The following is a 16,053-nucleotide window of genomic DNA, read 5'->3' on the forward strand; positions in this document are numbered from 1 at the left end:
GAAGCGAAGAAGCAATCTTTTTCGAGATTGTTTCACTTCGTTCACAATGACGGTGCGTAAAAGTCTATTGCCTTTTCTCTATTATCTCAAAGTCTATAAAAACATTTCCTCAATTTGCTGCATTAATTTCTTAATAGAATAAGGTTTTGTAACATACGCATCAGCTCCCATTTCTAAGCCTTTTTCAATATCTCTCGGGTTGTTTTTTGCACTCAGAAAAATGACTTTTGTATCTTTTAATTTTTCATCTTGGTTAATGATTTCTAATGTGCTGTAACCGTCAAGATTCGGCATCATGATATCCAATAGAATCACGTCCGGAATCATGGTTTTTAAAAATTCCAAAACCTCAGTTCCATCTCTGGCAATGAAAACATCGTAGCCGTTTTTCTTGAAACTGTATTCTAACGACATTAATATTTTATGTTCGTCATCCGCAATAATTATTTTTTTCATTGTGTATTTTCTTTATGATTCAACTGCATTGTTTTTATATTTTTTTTAATAGAGAACCCGAAGGGTTCAATAACAGTAGCCGTAGGTGAAACCTATGGAATGAATATGGAACACGTATCATAATTCGCATTAAACCAACCCGCAAGGATTGAATTTTATTAATTTAATTCCTGTTCGATTTCATGTTCTGCTAAAAGCTTTTTAAATTCATCTTCAAAAGTTTCCGTTTTATGATGTTCCTTTTGATTTTTTATATAATTTATAATTCTTTCTTTATCTCTCATTGAGCAGGTAAATGCTCCGTATCCTTCTTGCCATCCAGTAAATTCAGGAAACAATGTCGATTCTTTCATCCATAAATTGGTTGCAACCTTTATATCTTTTACCAAATTACTGAGATTTATATTTGGATGCAGGTCACAAAAAATATGAATGTGATCGGGTATTCCATTAATTCTATATAATTTACATTTTTTATTCTTTAAAATACCCCAAATATACTTGTATAGCTCTGATTCATTATTTTCATTAATTGTTGGTTCTCGGTGTTTTGTTCCGAAAACGATATGATAAAATATTTGTCGATATGTTCCCATTTTTCATTTGTGTTTTTATTATTGAACCCTGTCGGGTTCTGGATTGTGTTTTATTTATCCGTTTCCATAGGTTTCACCTACGGCTATTGTTATTGAACCCTTCGGGTTCTCTGTCCTGAATTCCATTTCCTCTAGGTAAAGTAACCGTAAAAGTCACGCCCAAACCGCTATTTTCTGCCTTTATCGTTCCGCCTTGAGCTTGTACAATTTTCTTTGAAATTGCCAATCCGAGTCCGCTTCCTGTTGGTTTTAAAATATTTTGATTTTTTGACTGATAAAACTTATCAAAAATCATTTCTAAATCTTCTTCGGGAATATGTTTTCCGGTGTTAAAAATTTTAATGATTAAATGATTTTCTCTTTCAGATAATTTAGCCTGAATTGTTCCCTGTTCATCTGTAAATTTTAAAGCATTTCCTAAAATATTCTGAAATAATTGAATCATTCGTGCTTCGTCATATTCAAACAAAAATTGATTTAAAAGATTGACTTCACTTAAATGAATATTTTTCTGCTGAATCAAATGCAGAAGCGGATTTAATGCTTTTTTATACGTTTCAATAATATTATTTTCCTGAATATTCAAAACAATTTCGCCATGTTGAAGTTTGTCTAAATAAAGAATATCATTAATAATTTCACTTAATCGGTCGGATTCGGAGATGATATTATTTAAAAATTCTCTTTTGATATCTAATGGAATATCGTCGTCATCTGCTAAAATTTCTCCTGCCGAACGAATTGCGGTAATCGGAGTTCTCAATTCATGGGCAACAGAATCAAGGAAATCGTCTTTCTGATGGTCTTTAATGATTAAACTTTCATTGGCTTTTCGTAAATCATCGGATAATTTTTGAAGTTCTTCCGATTGTTCAGTCAGTTTTTTATTAAGTGTAATATTTTCTTTAGATTCTTCTAAAATGTTTAAAACTTCCTTTAAAGATATTTTATCTTCTTTGGTTACGCCTTCGATTAAAATTTTCGCAGAAGCAGTCCCAATTCTTCCTGCTAAAAGGTTTTCCGAGAATTTAATAAATCTTGAATCTGCAGTTTCCGTTTGAGAATCAATATTATATTTCAAATTGAAAATTCTTAATGCCTGTTCGGTTTTATTTTTGCCTAAAAATCGTTCCAGAATATTTTTAATATCTGAAACATAGGCAGTTCCGCGCCAAATGAAAGCGTTTTCGTGGTTTTGGATATATTTATCGATATCAACATACAATTCAGCAAAATTTCTTTCGCGATAATTACCCTTGCTGCTCACGGAAAGAATGGCAAACAAACCAGTATTCACTAAAATTGACCAAAAGAAAATCTGCGGAATTCTACCTAAAAAAGATATTTTAAAGAAATCAAAAGCGTCGTACATTTCTCTCAAAATACCTTTTAATTCTTGGTTGTAAGAGAAATAATACTGAGGAATGATGAGTCCAAAATAACAGATTATCAAGCCTGCCAACAATCCGATCACGGCGCCTTTGTAACTTCCTCTTCTCCAAAAAATAGCGCCGAAAAAAGCAGGTGCTAATTGTGCAATCACAACAAATGAAATCAAACCAACCGAATCCAGCGAAGTTTTTAAAATAAAATACTTGTAAAACGCAAAGGCCATGATTATCAGAGCAAAAATGCTGAACTTTCTAATGTTGGTAATGAGTTTTGTATTTTGTGCTTCATTCTCAGATTTTAATTTTCCTAATAAACCATAAGGAATAATTAAATTATTAGAAAGCATGATGGATAAAGTAATTGCCGAAATGATAATCATAGAAATGCAAGAACTTAATCCTCCGAGAAATACCAAAACGGTAATTAAGGTATTACCAAAATGTTGCGGAATCAAAATAGAGTAGAACTCCGGATTTACTTTTTGTCCATCAAAGATCAGTCTTCCACCCCACGCAATTGGAAAGATAAATACTGTGAAAATCAATAAGTAAAGTGGGAAGAACCAGATCGCTGTTTTAATATGTTTTTCCTGTCTGTTTTCGACGATAGCCGTGTGAAACTGTCTCGGAAGTATACAGATTGCCGTTCCGGAAATCATGCACAAAACCATCCAGTTCATCGCACCTTCAACGCCGTTGAAAGTGTTTTTTTCTTTAAAGTCATCAAATTGACTGGCTTTTTGATAAATATCGGAAAACCCATCAAAAACAAAATAGATAACAAATAATCCTAAAATGATGATAAAGAAAAGCTTAAGAAAGCTTTCTAAAGCGATCGCAGAAATAATTCCCAAACGTTTTTCCGAAGCATCAACGTATTTTGTTCCATAATAAGATGAAAATAAAGCAATTAAAACTACAACGAAAGTTGCGTTATCCGTCAAAATATCATTTGACATCGGAGTTTCTGTTACCAAATGAAAAGTTTCAGAAATAGCCTTGATTTGTAAACCGATGTAAGGGACAATTGCTAAAAGACAAACGATCGTAATAATCGCGCTGAAACTTCTGCTGTTACCGTATCTCAACGAAATAAAATCTGCCAAACTACTGATTTTATTCACTCTTGAGATTCGTACAATTCGGGTATTAATGTAAATCCATGCAGGAATTACCATGATGGGACCAATGTAAATCGGAAGATAATTGAGTCCGCTTGTTGCTGCAACTCCTATGCTTCCGTAATACGTCCATGCAGTGCAGTACACCGCCAGAGAAAGCGCGTAGATATAAGGGTTGTTGATCCAAATCTTGCTTTTTTTCTTCTCCGCCAAATGAGCGACTAAGAACAAAAGCGCCAGATAAAACAAAACCACGGTAAATAACGCGAAACTACTCATCATATTTTTTTACGATTACAAAAGAAATAATGATGGAAACCATCCAGACAGCGAAAATGTAAATCAGCATCATCGGATAACCAAAAACTTCCCTGTCACTGTTGAATAACAATGATAGAGGAATACTGAATGCGATCAGAAGTCCAAGGCTTAGAATGATTAGCTTTTGTTCGTGTCTCTTTTTCATAAATGATAATTGATAAAAGATAATTGATGAACAGATGCGAGATCATTCATCAATTATCATTCATCGGTTATAAATTAAACTTTATCGTCAGAATATTCTCCTGTCAGCGAATAGTAGCCGAAAATAGCCATTCCACCTGAGATGATTGGCATTAAAACAAATAGAATAATGATTCCGAAAACCAAGTCTTCTTGTTTTCCTGATGTGATTTTTGGAATTCCCAAAACCGTAATTCCGAAATATCCCACCACCAGCGCGATGGCTATCCAGAGTATGCCTAATATTTTTTTTAGTCCGTTCATTTTAGTTGATTTAAAATTAATAAAAATTTGAGTGATTCAGTGCTTAATCGTGAATATTATTGTTCTTATTTTTAAGATAAAATAATCCGATCAATAAACATACGGCGGCCACTCCTATCGGGTACCAAAGTCCTTCTAAATACCAAGTTGCATGACCTGCTTCTTTTCCTGTCGTTACCAAATACGTTGCAACTGCGGGAAGCAATCCCCCAAATACCCCGTTTCCAATGTGATAAGGCAGAGACATTGAGGTGTAACGGATTCTCACAGGGAACATTTCTACTAAAAATGCTGCAATCGGGCCATAAACCATCGTCACAAAAATCACCTGAATGAATACTAAAAATACCAAATACCATTTTGTATTGTCTGCTAATTTCACGGTTTGTGAAACTTTTGCTTCTTCTGCTTTTCCGTCTTTTATAACGGCTCCGTTTGGCGACCAATGCACAACGCTGTCTTTTTTAATTAAAGTTCCGTCTGTGAAAAGGGTTTCTTTATGAAAAGTCACCAAGCTGTCGGTTGCAATATCTTTATGGATTTTGGCAGTTCTTTTTTCTGTAATTCCGTTGGCGACTAGTGTTTTTGTTTCAATATTCACACTTTTAAACATTGCGTCATAAATAGGTCTGTAAGCTAAAATAGCAACCAGCATTCCGGTCATCATGATGGCTTTTCGTCCGATTTTATCAGATAGCCATCCGAAAAACACGAAGAATGGTGTTCCTAAAAGTAAAGCCGTTGCCATTAATGAATCCACCTGTGCAGATTCTACATTCATTACCTTTTGAAGGAAGCTCATGGCATAGAACTGTCCTGTATACCAGATTACTCCTTGTCCCATCGCGGCTCCGAATAACGCCAGTAAGACAAATTTGAAATTGAATTTATTTCCGAAACTTTCTTTTAAAGGATTTTTTGATGTTTTTCCTTCGCTTTTAGCCTTTGCGAAAAGAGGAGATTCTTTCATGTTTTTTCTGATCACATAAGAAACACCGACCATTAAAATAGAAATCCAAAATGGAACTCTCCATCCCCAACCGTCAAATTCTTCTGCAGAAAGGGTGTTTTTTGTAATTAAAATCACAATTAATGAAATGAAAAGCCCTGCCGTTGCTGTTGTTTGAATCCATGAAGTCCAGTAACCTCGTCGGTGCGGTTGTGCATATTCGGCAACGTAAGTCGCGGCACCTCCGTATTCACCTCCCAAAGCCAGTCCTTGTAATAATCTTAAAATTAAGACTAAAACAGGCGCCATAAATCCAATGGTTTCATAGCTTGGAATACAGCCGATAAGGAATGTTGAGAATCCCATGATTAATAAAGTCACCAAGAAAGTGTATTTTCTTCCGATAATATCACCTAATCTTCCGAAGAACAACGCTCCGAAAGGTCTTACAACAAAGCCTGCGGCAAAAGTAGCAAGTGTAGATAAAAATGCTGCAGTTGGGTTATCTGCTGGGAAAAATTTCGTTGCTAAAACGATGGCTAAACTTCCGAAAATATAGAAGTCGTACCATTCTATCAATGTGCCGAGTGATGAGGCAGTGATAACGCTCCAAATCGTGCGGTTTTTCTGCTTGTCGGTCATATTTTCGTAGGCATCGTGATGATTTTCGCTCATATTGTTGGATTTAATGTTAGTTTAAATTGATATTGAGTTTTTTTGATAATTTATTTTTAATTATTTTGAACATTAAGAAGTTAAGTGATTTTTGCTTAAAAAAAAGAGAATTAAGAAATTTGACTATATCAAATGATAAGTATTAGGCTTAAAAAACATCGTTGGTGTTTCCTTAATTAATCTTAACCACTTAAATGATCTTAATGTTTAAAATCTATCGGTTTTATAAGTAAATATGGAATTGTACAATAAATTCTCCTTTAGATTTTGGGCTTTCCGTCGGACTTGTGTAAGTTGGTCTTGTAGAATATTGCGTTGTAATTTTCGCGTGATGACCGTCAATAAACCAGTTGGCGCCGACATCAAACTGTGATGACGATTTATCAAAAGCCTCAAAACTCTTATGTGTATAAGCTGCAAAAGGCTGGATTCTGATTTTCGGCTTTTCTGCCTGACTTGGCAAAAGCAAACCAGCCTGTGCGTAGATAATATTACCTGTTCCAATCGTGGGTTGTAGATTTCCCGGTCCTGCAATCGCTTTATCGCCAATAAAATTTGGATCCGCAGAAGCGATATTCATGATTCCTAAATTTCTGATGTAATTGGGACCAAATTGATAGTTGTAATAGCTTGCATAGGCCGAAAACGCCATTTTATTTTTAGCATTTCCTAAAGGAATATCTGCAAAAGCATCGACGGCAACGAGGGTAATGTCGTGTTTTTCAATGTTTGAATTCACAGAAGTTCGTGTGCCGTCTTTTTGATGGTAAAAACCTGCACCTACATTGAAAACCTTTTTTGTTCCCAAATAAGAACCCACTTTGAAAGGCAGTAGATTAGATTCTTCATCCAAAAATTGATATTCAACATAACCAGCTTTGGAAAAATTCGGATTTCCGTTGTTGTCAACTGCCACGGCTTTCGATGGATCGGTCACGTTTGCTGGCGTTAAATCAGTTGCAAAGGGTTTGTTTAAGCTAAAACGATATTCAAGCTTTCCATATTTCCCTTTCGCAAACATTCCTAATTGTCTTGCAAACTGATCTGAATTGTCAATTAAAGGCCAGGAGAAAATAGGGGAGTCAACTGTCAGGAAATTTAAGGTAGAAGCCATCGTCATACGGGAAAGTCCCATGTAGTAGTGTAATCCACCTCCTAAAGTTAAACTGAATTTACCCGCTTCTCCGGGCATGATTACGGCATATTCATTCCAGGCATCATGGAAAAAAAGCTGAGGTTTTTTGCCGTTTCCGTTTCCTCCTGTTCCGGTGGTTCCAGGTGCGCCGCCGTTGATAAAGGTTTGATTATTAATTCCAAAATGCCCCAAAATCATATATCTTTTGGTGATTTGGGCGTAGGCTAATAAGCGTAATCTGCGGTTTCCTAGGCTCCAGGAATTATCAGTAGCTTCTCCGCCAACCATACTTCCGGGGTTCATTTGGGTGTTTCTTAACCAAAACTGATCCCATAAAATAAATCTGACATATTTATCGCCTTCTTGGTTGAGATTAATTTTTAATCCGCTACCATAATCAGGAGAACCTTGAGCATATAAAGAATTGCTGATTAAAGCCAATCCAATAAAAGTGAGTAATTTCTTCATAAATTATCAATTTTTGGCGTTTTTTTTATGAAAGCCAAATTGTAATTAATAATTTAGTTATTAAAATTTAATATATATTAGTGGTAACAATATATATAATCTTCTTTTAGTTTAAGGTTTGTCGTATTGTGGTTGTGGTTAAAATTCATAATTCATTTATTTACAATTATTTTGTAATATTACTTTTTAAATCTTTCCCATTTGATTAGCATATATTTATCGGCAAATTGCGTAATAATTAAACCTGAATTTTTAAGATTCTCTTCTTTGCTCATGTATTCAACGAGTTCATTTTGTTTTAAAATTTTATACACCGGATGGAATTCTGAATGGGGTGGTCTTGTAATATTGTATTTCTTAATCCATGAACTAATCGTAACGTGGGAAACGCCAATAATTCTTTCTATTTCACGGAAGCTTAAACCTTCAAGATATAGCTGTAAAGCCTTTGTTACGTAGTAATCATCGATTTGCTTTCCCAGTTTTTTTACAGTGAAATAATAGTTGCAGTCTTTGCACAGGAAACGTTGTTTTTCATTAATGATTCCGCTTTTTACAACTTTGCTGCCATTGCATTTGGGACATTGATTTTCCATACCTATATCTTTTTAGCAAATATATAATAATTTAGCAAAATGTTAATTTAGTTTAAAGATAATTTTACCTGTATATTTATTTTAAACAAAAATATTATCTTTTTTATTTGGTTTTTAAAGTTATTATGTTTTAAATTTGCCAAAAAATTTAGATAAATAAATGGAAATAGAAATTTCCTCATCCATACATCTGATGTATGTGAGTGAAATACAGCAGGAAATGTACGATTCTGCACAGCGAAGAGGGACGGGTATTGCAAAGCGTTCCATAGAATATTTAAGTAAGAAGATTTCAGATGGCAATGCTGTGGTAGCTACTGAAAATGGGGAGTGGGTAGGTTTCTGCTATATAGAAACTTGGTCGCATGGTCAGTTTGTGGCTAACTCCGGATTGATTGTTTCACCGAAATTTAGGGAAAGGGGTGCTGCGACTTTAATCAAGAATAAAGTTTTCCAATTATCTAGAGATAAATATCCGAATGCGAAAGTTTTTGGATTAACAACGGGGCTTGCCGTGATGAAAATCAACAGCGATTTGGGCTACAAACCAGTGATTTATTCTGAACTAACTCAGGATGATGAATTCTGGAATGGCTGTAAAAGCTGTGTGAATTATGATATTTTAATGAAAAAAGAACGAAAAAACTGCCTTTGTACGGCCATGCTTTTCGTTCCTGAGAATATAACAAAAAATGGAGCTGCCCATACGCAGCAGGAAATTAAATATAGCAATGAACAAGAAAGTCATCTTAGCGTTTAGCGGAGGTTTAGATACCTCTTACTGTGCTAAATATCTTAGTGAAACACTAGGGTATGATGTGTATGCAGTTACTGTAAATACCGGAGGTTTTTCAAAAGAAGAGGAAAAAGAACTGGAGAAAAAAGCCTTAAATCTTGGGGTAAAAGAGTACAGGTGCGTAGATGCTCAGGAAGATTATTATAATTCTTGCGTGAAATATTTGATTTTTGGTAATGTGTTGAAAAACAACACTTATCCTTTGTCTGTGAGCGCAGAACGTACGATTCAGGCGCAGGAAATTGCAAAATTTGCGATTGAAGTTGGAGCTGATGCCATTGCTCACGGAAGTACAGGAGCTGGAAACGATCAGGTTCGCTTTGATTTGATCTTCCAAGTAATGTGTCCGAATGTAGAAATCATTACGCCGATTCGTGATATGGCTTTATCTCGTGAAGAAGAAATCGAGTTTTTGAAAATTCACGGTTACGAAATGGAATTCCATAAAGCACAATATTCTGTAAATAAAGGACTTTGGGGAACTTCAGTTGGTGGAAAAGAAACTTTGACATCAAGAAATTACCTTCCCGAAGAAGCTTTTCCTTCTCAAATTAAAGAAACTCAGCCTGCAGAATTGGAAATTGAGTTTAAAAATGGTGAAGTTGTAGCGGTAAATGGTGAAAATTTTGAACATTCGGTATATGCCATTCAAAAAATTGAAGAGTTGGCTTCGGCTTACGGAATTGGTCGTGATATTCACGTTGGAGATACAATTGTTGGAATCAAAGGAAGAGTGGGTTTCGAGGCGGCAGCGGCTTCAGTAATTATCAAAGCGCATCATTTGTTGGAAAAACATACACTTTCCAAATATCAGCAGATGATGAAGTCTCAATTATCAGACTGGTACGGAAACTGGCTTCACGAAGCACTTTTCTTGGATCCTGTCATGAGAAATATCGAGTCTTTTTTGGTTGATTCTCAAAAAACAGTCAGTGGAAAAGTTTTTGTAACCCTTCATCCTTATCGATTTATTTTGAATGGAATTGAGTCTCAACATGATTTAATGTCCGATAAATTCGGAAGTTATGGAGAAGCAAACAGAGCTTGGACGGGTGAAGATGTGAAAGGTTACACAAAAATTGTAAGCAATTCTTTAAATATATACCATCAGATTAATTCTGGATTTTAACCCAGAACCCGAAGGGTTCAACAATAATAGCCGTAGGTAAAACCTATGGTAAAAATAAAAATGATTGAAATTAACAAAACAGCAGGAATCATCGGAGCCAACGGTTACACGGGAAGCGAACTGGTTCGTCTGCTGGCTTATCATCCTCATGTGTCTTTGAGTTTTTTATATAGTCGTTCGAATTCGGGTGCAAAAATTTCAGATTTGTACCCGGATTTAGCGACAGTTTGTGAGATGGTTTTAACCGATCAGCCTGAAGAAGTAGATATTTTATTTTTATGTCTTCCTCACAAAGAAAGTCAGAATTGGCTTGCTCAAAATGTTGTAAAAGATGAAACATTAGTTATCGATTTAGGAAATGATTTTCGCTTAGACGGTAATTTCGGAAACAGAAATTTTATCTACGGACTACCTGAAATCAACAAAAAACAACTTTCCGGAGCGAAAAGCATTGCCAATCCGGGATGTTTTGCAACGGCGATTCAGCTGGCTTTGCTTCCTTTGGCTCAAAAAGGTTTGTTGAATGAAGTATATACAACGGGAATTACGGGATCAACAGGTGCTGGACAGTCTTTACAGGCGACGACACATTTTACCTGGAGGAATGATAATATTTCAGCTTATAAAACTTTGACACATCAACATGTTGATGAGATTTTACAGCAGTTAATTTCTTTTAATAATAATGAAATAAGTCTGAATTTTGTTCCATGGAGAGGAGATTTTGCGAGAGGAATTTTTACAAGTTCCACGGTGAAAACAGATTTAGAACTTTCAGATATTGAGCAATTGTTTAAGGATTTTTATGCAAATAAGTCTTTTGTAAAGGTAAGCGACAAAGCAATTGATATGAAGCAGGTTGTCAACACGAATCGCTGTGTGATTCATATAGAAAAGAGTGGAAATGTTGCAGTCATTCACTCAGCGATTGACAATTTGTTGAAAGGAGCTTCTGGGCAAGCAGTTCAAAATATGAATATTGCAATGGGTTGGGAAGAAAATTCAGGATTGAACTTGAAGCCTGTTGCTTTTTAATGTCAATTGTCAATATATCAATTGTGAATTTTTAAAGCTCAATTAAAACCGACTCAGGAAAATGTAGCGTTAAGAAAAATAGTTTTGTGAACGTTAAGAAAATTCTACTGTTCGAAGCGCGACACAAATGTCGAACCGAAGAACAAATGTAAATTTCGCGCAAGTTTTAGAATTTTTAGAGAACAAAAATATTTTTTAGCGGAAGTTTCCAGTCTTGAACTTTTGTTTCTTTTGCTTCAAGGCAAAAGAAATTAATAAAAAAACAAAAAAATGAATTTATTCAACGTATATCCATTATTCAACATAAATCCAATAAAAGCTCAAGGATCATTTCTTTGGGACGATAAAGGAGAAAAATATCTTGATTTTTACGGAGGTCACGCTGTGATTTCTATCGGGCACAACCATCCGCATTATCAAGCACAATTAAAAAACCAGTTAGATAAAATATCTTTCTATTCAAACTCAGTTCAGAACGAATTACAGACTGAATTGGCTGAAAAATTAGGAAAACTTTCAGGTTTGGAAGATTATAATTTATTTCTGTGTAATTCAGGAGCTGAAGCGAATGAAAATGCTTTAAAACTGGCATCTTTTCATAACGGAAAAAGCAAAGTGCTGTATTTTTCACGTTCATTCCACGGAAGAACTTCGGCAGCGGTTTCGGTGACGGATAATCCCAAAATTGTTGCTCCGGTAAATTATGATGAAAGATTTATAAAATCTGAATGGAATAATATCGAACAACTTGAAGAGGTTTTCGAAAAACAAGGAAGTGAAATATCATCCGTTATTATTGAAGGGATTCAGGGCGTTGGCGGAATTATGATTCCAACGATTGAATTTTTAACTAAAATCAAAGAATTATGCGAAAAACATGATGCTGTTTTGATTTTGGATGAAGTTCAGTCAGGATACGGAAGAAGCGGCTATTTCTTTGCACATCAGGAATTCGGAATTGAAGCCGATATTATCACAACGGCAAAAGGAATGGGTAATGGTTTCCCGATTGGTGGCGTTTTAATTCATCCAAAATTTCAGGCAAGCAACGGTTTGCTGGGAACAACTTTCGGAGGAAATCACTTGGCTTGTGTTGCGGCGATTGCCGTTCTGGACGTAATGAAAGATGAGAATCTCATCGAAAATGCTCAGGAAATGGGCGCTTATATTGAAAACGAAATTAAAGATTTTCCACATATTAAAACGATCCGAAGGAAAGGGTTGATGATTGGGATTGAACTCGACAGGGATTGCTCAGAAGTGAGGAACAGCCTGTTGTACAATCATCATATTTTCACGGGAAATTCTAATGATAAGGCTGTGTTGAGGATCCTTCCGGCGCTTAACATTAAAAAAGAAGAAACTGATTTGTTCATCAGTGCTTTAAAAACTGTTTTAGAAAATCTTTAAAATCAATTCAAAATGAAAAAATTCACCTCTGTAAGTGATGTTGAAAACTTACAGGATATTATAAAAAAAGCTTTACAAATTAAAGAAAATCCTCTTTCGGAAACCGAGAAAGGAAAAGGAAAAACCATCGGACTTGTCTTTTTAAATTCAAGTTTGAGAACCCGTTTAAGCAGTCAGATTGCGGCGCAGAATTTAGGTTTAAATGTTTTAACATTAAATGCTGCTCAGGAAGCATGGAATTTAGAATTTGCTGATGGTGCGGTGATGAACGGCGACACCGTTGAGCATATTAAAGATGCGATTGAAGTATTAAATCAATATTGTGACATCATTGCAGTTCGTTGTTTTGCAGGAATGAAAATCAAGGAAGATGATGTGAACGAAAGTATTTTAAGTCAGTTCGAGCAACACGCAAAAGTTCCGGTTATTTCATTGGAATCCGCTACTCGTCACCCTTTACAAAGTTTGGCAGATTGCATTACTATCACTGAAAACTGGAAAGAAGAGTGTAAACCGAAAGTCGTTTTAACTTGGGCGCCTCATATCAAACCGATTGCTCATGCCGTAGGAAACTCTTTCGCAGAATGGATGCAGGAAATGGATGTTGAGTTGGTAATCGCCAATCCTGAAGGTTATGATTTGGATAAAAACTTCACCAAAGATGTGAAAGTGATTCACAACCAGTACGAAGCATTAAAAGATGCAGATTTTATCTATGTTAAAAACTGGTCGTCTTTTGATGACTATGCGGCAATGCCAGAAGTAAAAGAAAGTTGGATGTTGACGAACGAAAAACTGGAAAATACCAACCAGGCAAAAGTAATGCACTGTCTTCCGGTTCGTCGAAATGTAGAATTGAGCGATGAGGTGATGGATGGTGAAAATTCTATCATTTATCAGCAGGCAAAAAACCGAATTTTCTCGGCTCAGGCAGTTTTCTCTGAAATCTTGCATGAGTTAAATTCTAAATAAATTATTGGAGTCCTGAAAGGACGATTTAAATCAGGATAGGATGTAATCCTATCTAAAAATGTATAAAAAATGAAAGAAAAATTATACATCATAAAAATAGGAGGTGCTTTAATTGATGATGAGGAATTATTAGAACAATTTCTTCAACAGTTTTCTGAAATTCAAGAAAAGAAAATCCTTGTTCATGGAGGCGGAAAATTAGCAACGACTTTAGCAGATAAATTAGGCATTGAGCAGAAGTTGGTGAACGGGCGAAGAATCACAGATAAAGATACTTTGGATATTGTGGCGATGGTGTATGCGGGAAGGATCAATAAAAATATTGTCGCAAAACTTCAGCATAAAAAATGCAAAGCCATTGGATTTTCAGGAGCAGATGCGAATCTGATTAAAGCAAAAAAAAGAGAAAACGACGAAATAGATTTCGGATTTGTTGGCGATATTACGGAGAAAAGTATCAATAAAAAATTAATTTCAAAATTGCTTAAACTGGAATTGGTTCCTGTATTTTCAGCAATTACTCATGATAAAAAAGGACATCTTTTTAATACAAACGCAGACACGATTGCTTCGGTTATTGCTCAGTCATTATCGGTAAAATATGATGTTGAATTGTTGTATTGTTTCGATAAAGAAGGCGTTTTGGAAGATGTAAACAATCCTGAATCCGTTATAAAAAATATTTCTGAAGAAGAATTTTCAACCTTAAAAGAGGAAGGGAAACTTCACAAAGGAATTCTTCCAAAGTTAGAAAATGCTTTGGGAGCAGTGAAAAATAATGTAAATAAGGTATTCTTAATTAAAGAAACCGAACTAAAAAACCATATAGAACATCAACATGCAGGAACTGAAATCTGTTTATAGTAAAGAAGAATTACTGAATAATGCAGTAGAATTGTTGAAAAAACTGATTGAGATTCCGTCATTCAGCAAAGATGAATTTAATACGTCTGTTGAGATTGAAAATTTTTTCAAAAAGCATCAGATTCCGACAAAACGTTTTAAAAATAACATCTGGGCGGTGAATAAAAATTTTGATGTTTTCAAGCCGTCAATTTTGCTGAATACGCATCATGATACCGTAAAACCGAATAAAGCATACACTTTAGATCCGTTTTTGCCAATCGAAAAAGACGGAAAATTATTTGGATTGGGAAGTAACGATGCAGGCGCCTCTTTGGTTTCGATGGCGCAGGTTTTTTTGCATTTTTTTGATAAAGAAGATTTAAAATATAATTTAGTTATTGCTTTGACGGCTGAGGAGGAGATTTCAGGGTTTGATGGGATCGAAGCTTTATTTCCGCAGCTTCCGAATGTGGAGCTCGCCATTGTAGGAGAGCCAACGCAGATGAATCTGGCGATTGCGGAAAAAGGACTTTTGGTTATTGATGGGGAAATGAAAGGTACTCCTTCTCACGCCGCTCATCCGAATAACGATAACTCGATTGTGAAATGTATGGAAGATTTGCAACAAATTCTGAGCTTCAAATTTCCAAAAGTTTCGGATTATTTGGGTGAGGTAAAGGTAACGTTATCAGGGATTCACGCTGGAGTTCAGCATAACGTCGTTCCGGAATCTTGTGCTTTTACTTTAGATGTGAGGGTTACAGATGAATATTCTAATAAAGAAGCATTTGAAATCATCCAATCACAGATGAAATCAACTTTAACGGCAAGATCCTTCAGATTAAATTCTTCAAAAATTGAAATGGATCACCCGTTTGTTCAAGCCGGTCTAGAAATCGGAAGGACAACTTACGGTTCACCAACTTCATCCGATCAGGCGATTATTCCTTGTACTTCTGTAAAGCTTGGGCCTGGCGACAGTAGGCGCTCTCATACGGCGGATGAATTTATTTTCATTGAAGAAATTGCAGAAGGAATTGAGATTTATATCAAGATTTTAGAGAAGGTTTTATAGGCTGGAAGCGGGAAGATGGATGATGGAAGTTTATGAAGCGTAAAAAATATCGACCTAAGAAAATATAGTGTAAGAAAAATAATTTTATGAACGTTAAGAAAATCCCATTGTTTGAGTGCGACACAAATAGTGGATCAAAGAACCAATCTTCAATTCGCACGAGTTTTGGGATTTTTAGAGAATAAAAATATTTTTTAGCGGAAGTTTCCAAATCTTGAAATAACATTCGCCGACTTTACGGAGGCAATTTTTGTTTCTTTTGTTTGACTACGTCGAATCTTCAATTTCAAGACAAAAGAAAAATATAATAAAAAAAAGTTTTTTCATTCAAGTGGATTGAAGAATCTTTTTTGATAATATTAAATGGATTTCTCGTTCGTCGGAATGAGAAGATGAATAAAATAAAGAATGAAGATAAAGCGGTTGGTAGTCAACTTCCAGCATCAGGCTCCCATCTTCTAACTCAAATATGTTTTGACCTTACTCAGCAGGCGATGAAGTTTGAATATTTTTAATAAAGATTTATGCAAAAATTAAAATTAAAAATGAAAGGCTTTACCATGTGGAAATGTTTATTGCTTGTACAAAATAATAAGGGCGTCCTGCTGAGTTTTCAAAACAGATTAAATTTTTAA

Annotated in this window: 15 protein-coding genes; 7 read left to right on the forward strand and 8 right to left on the reverse strand. The window is 35.2% G+C overall.

Annotated elements, in window-relative coordinates; all coding sequences use genetic code 11:
- Nucleotides 1-93: 93 nt before the first annotated feature.
- From ABEG63_RS10110 to ABEG63_RS10145, 8 genes are all read right to left on the reverse strand, one after another.
- The gene (locus ABEG63_RS10110; RefSeq protein WP_346584472.1) at nt 94-456 is read right to left on the reverse strand and encodes a response regulator; all 363 of its coding nucleotides are present in this window, start codon (nt 454-456) and stop codon (nt 94-96) included.
- Between the two features lie 158 nt (nt 457-614).
- A complete protein-coding gene (tnpA, locus tag ABEG63_RS10115; protein WP_346584474.1) occupies nt 615-1,052 on the reverse strand; it encodes an IS200/IS605 family transposase in 438 nt (145 codons plus the stop codon).
- Nucleotides 1,053-1,125: 73 nt separating this feature from the next.
- The gene (locus ABEG63_RS10120) at nt 1,126-3,843 is read right to left on the reverse strand and encodes an ATP-binding protein (protein ID WP_346584766.1); all 2,718 of its coding nucleotides are present in this window, start codon (nt 3,841-3,843) and stop codon (nt 1,126-1,128) included.
- Nucleotides 3,836-4,030: a hypothetical protein gene (locus ABEG63_RS10125; protein WP_346584476.1), complete on the reverse strand. Its 195-nt coding sequence runs from the start codon at nt 4,028-4,030 to the stop codon at nt 3,836-3,838. The genes ABEG63_RS10120 and ABEG63_RS10125 overlap by 8 nt, the downstream gene beginning before the upstream one ends.
- Before the next feature lie 74 nt (nt 4,031-4,104).
- Nucleotides 4,105-4,332, reverse strand: a complete 228-nt coding sequence (locus ABEG63_RS10130; RefSeq protein ID WP_100375138.1) for a DUF6814 family protein — start codon at nt 4,330-4,332, stop codon at nt 4,105-4,107.
- A 43-nt stretch (nt 4,333-4,375) separates the two neighbouring features.
- Nucleotides 4,376-5,956, reverse strand: coding sequence for an MFS transporter (locus ABEG63_RS10135; RefSeq protein ID WP_346584479.1), 1,581 nt, complete (start codon nt 5,954-5,956; stop codon nt 4,376-4,378).
- Nucleotides 5,957-6,179: 223 nt separating this feature from the next.
- Nucleotides 6,180-7,559, reverse strand: coding sequence for a porin (locus ABEG63_RS10140; RefSeq protein WP_346584481.1), 1,380 nt, complete (start codon nt 7,557-7,559; stop codon nt 6,180-6,182).
- 179 nt (nt 7,560-7,738) lie between these two features.
- Nucleotides 7,739-8,155, reverse strand: coding sequence for a hypothetical protein (locus tag ABEG63_RS10145; protein ID WP_346584483.1), 417 nt, complete (start codon nt 8,153-8,155; stop codon nt 7,739-7,741).
- Between the two features lie 160 nt (nt 8,156-8,315).
- On the opposite strand from ABEG63_RS10145, the gene ABEG63_RS10150 reads away from it, so the two are divergent.
- The 7 genes from ABEG63_RS10150 to ABEG63_RS10180 all read left to right on the forward strand — a co-directional run bounded on the left by ABEG63_RS10150 (nt 8,316) and on the right by ABEG63_RS10180 (nt 15,418).
- Nucleotides 8,316-8,915 (forward strand): GNAT family N-acetyltransferase, encoded by a 600-nt coding sequence (locus tag ABEG63_RS10150; RefSeq protein WP_346584484.1) that lies wholly within the window; start codon nt 8,316-8,318, stop codon nt 8,913-8,915.
- Nucleotides 8,887-10,080 carry an argininosuccinate synthase gene (argG, locus tag ABEG63_RS10155; RefSeq protein ID WP_346584486.1) on the forward strand — a complete coding sequence of 398 codons (1,194 nt, stop codon included), beginning with the start codon at nt 8,887-8,889 and terminating at the stop codon, nt 10,078-10,080. The genes ABEG63_RS10150 and argG overlap by 29 nt, the downstream gene beginning before the upstream one ends.
- Before the next feature lie 45 nt (nt 10,081-10,125).
- The gene (gene argC / locus ABEG63_RS10160) at nt 10,126-11,115 is read left to right on the forward strand and encodes an N-acetyl-gamma-glutamyl-phosphate reductase (protein WP_346584488.1); all 990 of its coding nucleotides are present in this window, start codon (nt 10,126-10,128) and stop codon (nt 11,113-11,115) included.
- Nucleotides 11,116-11,385: 270 nt separating this feature from the next.
- Nucleotides 11,386-12,525, forward strand: a complete 1,140-nt coding sequence (locus tag ABEG63_RS10165) for an aspartate aminotransferase family protein (protein WP_346584490.1) — start codon at nt 11,386-11,388, stop codon at nt 12,523-12,525.
- A 12-nt stretch (nt 12,526-12,537) separates the two neighbouring features.
- On the forward strand, nt 12,538-13,497 hold the full coding sequence (locus ABEG63_RS10170) for an acetylornithine carbamoyltransferase (protein ID WP_346584491.1): 960 nt from the start codon (nt 12,538-12,540) through the stop codon (nt 13,495-13,497).
- 69 nt (nt 13,498-13,566) lie between these two features.
- Nucleotides 13,567-14,361, forward strand: a complete 795-nt coding sequence (gene argB / locus ABEG63_RS10175; RefSeq protein WP_346584493.1) for an acetylglutamate kinase — start codon at nt 13,567-13,569, stop codon at nt 14,359-14,361.
- Nucleotides 14,336-15,418, forward strand: a complete 1,083-nt coding sequence (locus ABEG63_RS10180) for a M20 family metallo-hydrolase (RefSeq protein ID WP_346584495.1) — start codon at nt 14,336-14,338, stop codon at nt 15,416-15,418. The genes argB and ABEG63_RS10180 overlap by 26 nt, the downstream gene beginning before the upstream one ends.
- The last annotated feature ends 635 nt before the right edge of the window (nt 15,419-16,053 follow it).

Origin of the sequence: Chryseobacterium sp. C39-AII1, assembly GCF_039672645.1 — a bacterium.
In the GTDB taxonomy this organism is placed as follows: domain Bacteria; phylum Bacteroidota; class Bacteroidia; order Flavobacteriales; family Weeksellaceae; genus Chryseobacterium.

Bases quoted from the DNA above. Each gene is read 5' to 3' on its own strand.
- argB (WP_346584493.1), top strand. From the start codon at position 13,567: ATGAAAGAAAAATTATACATCATAAAAATAGGAGGTGCTTTAATTGAT.
- ABEG63_RS10110 (WP_346584472.1), bottom strand. From the start codon at position 456: ATGAAAAAAATAATTATTGCGGATGACGAACATAAAATATTAATGTCG.
- ABEG63_RS10180 (WP_346584495.1), top strand. From the start codon at position 14,336: ATGCAGGAACTGAAATCTGTTTATAGTAAAGAAGAATTACTGAATAAT.
- argG (WP_346584486.1), top strand. From the start codon at position 8,887: ATGAACAAGAAAGTCATCTTAGCGTTTAGCGGAGGTTTAGATACCTCT.
- ABEG63_RS10165 (WP_346584490.1), top strand. From the start codon at position 11,386: ATGAATTTATTCAACGTATATCCATTATTCAACATAAATCCAATAAAA.
- ABEG63_RS10145 (WP_346584483.1), bottom strand. From the start codon at position 8,155: ATGGAAAATCAATGTCCCAAATGCAATGGCAGCAAAGTTGTAAAAAGC.
- ABEG63_RS10120 (WP_346584766.1), bottom strand. From the start codon at position 3,843: ATGAGTAGTTTCGCGTTATTTACCGTGGTTTTGTTTTATCTGGCGCTT.
- tnpA (WP_346584474.1), bottom strand. From the start codon at position 1,052: ATGGGAACATATCGACAAATATTTTATCATATCGTTTTCGGAACAAAA.
- ABEG63_RS10170 (WP_346584491.1), top strand. From the start codon at position 12,538: ATGAAAAAATTCACCTCTGTAAGTGATGTTGAAAACTTACAGGATATT.
- ABEG63_RS10150 (WP_346584484.1), top strand. From the start codon at position 8,316: ATGGAAATAGAAATTTCCTCATCCATACATCTGATGTATGTGAGTGAA.
- ABEG63_RS10140 (WP_346584481.1), bottom strand. From the start codon at position 7,559: ATGAAGAAATTACTCACTTTTATTGGATTGGCTTTAATCAGCAATTCT.
- ABEG63_RS10125 (WP_346584476.1), bottom strand. From the start codon at position 4,030: ATGAAAAAGAGACACGAACAAAAGCTAATCATTCTAAGCCTTGGACTT.
- argC (WP_346584488.1), top strand. From the start codon at position 10,126: ATGGTAAAAATAAAAATGATTGAAATTAACAAAACAGCAGGAATCATC.
- ABEG63_RS10130 (WP_100375138.1), bottom strand. From the start codon at position 4,332: ATGAACGGACTAAAAAAAATATTAGGCATACTCTGGATAGCCATCGCG.
- ABEG63_RS10135 (WP_346584479.1), bottom strand. From the start codon at position 5,956: ATGAGCGAAAATCATCACGATGCCTACGAAAATATGACCGACAAGCAG.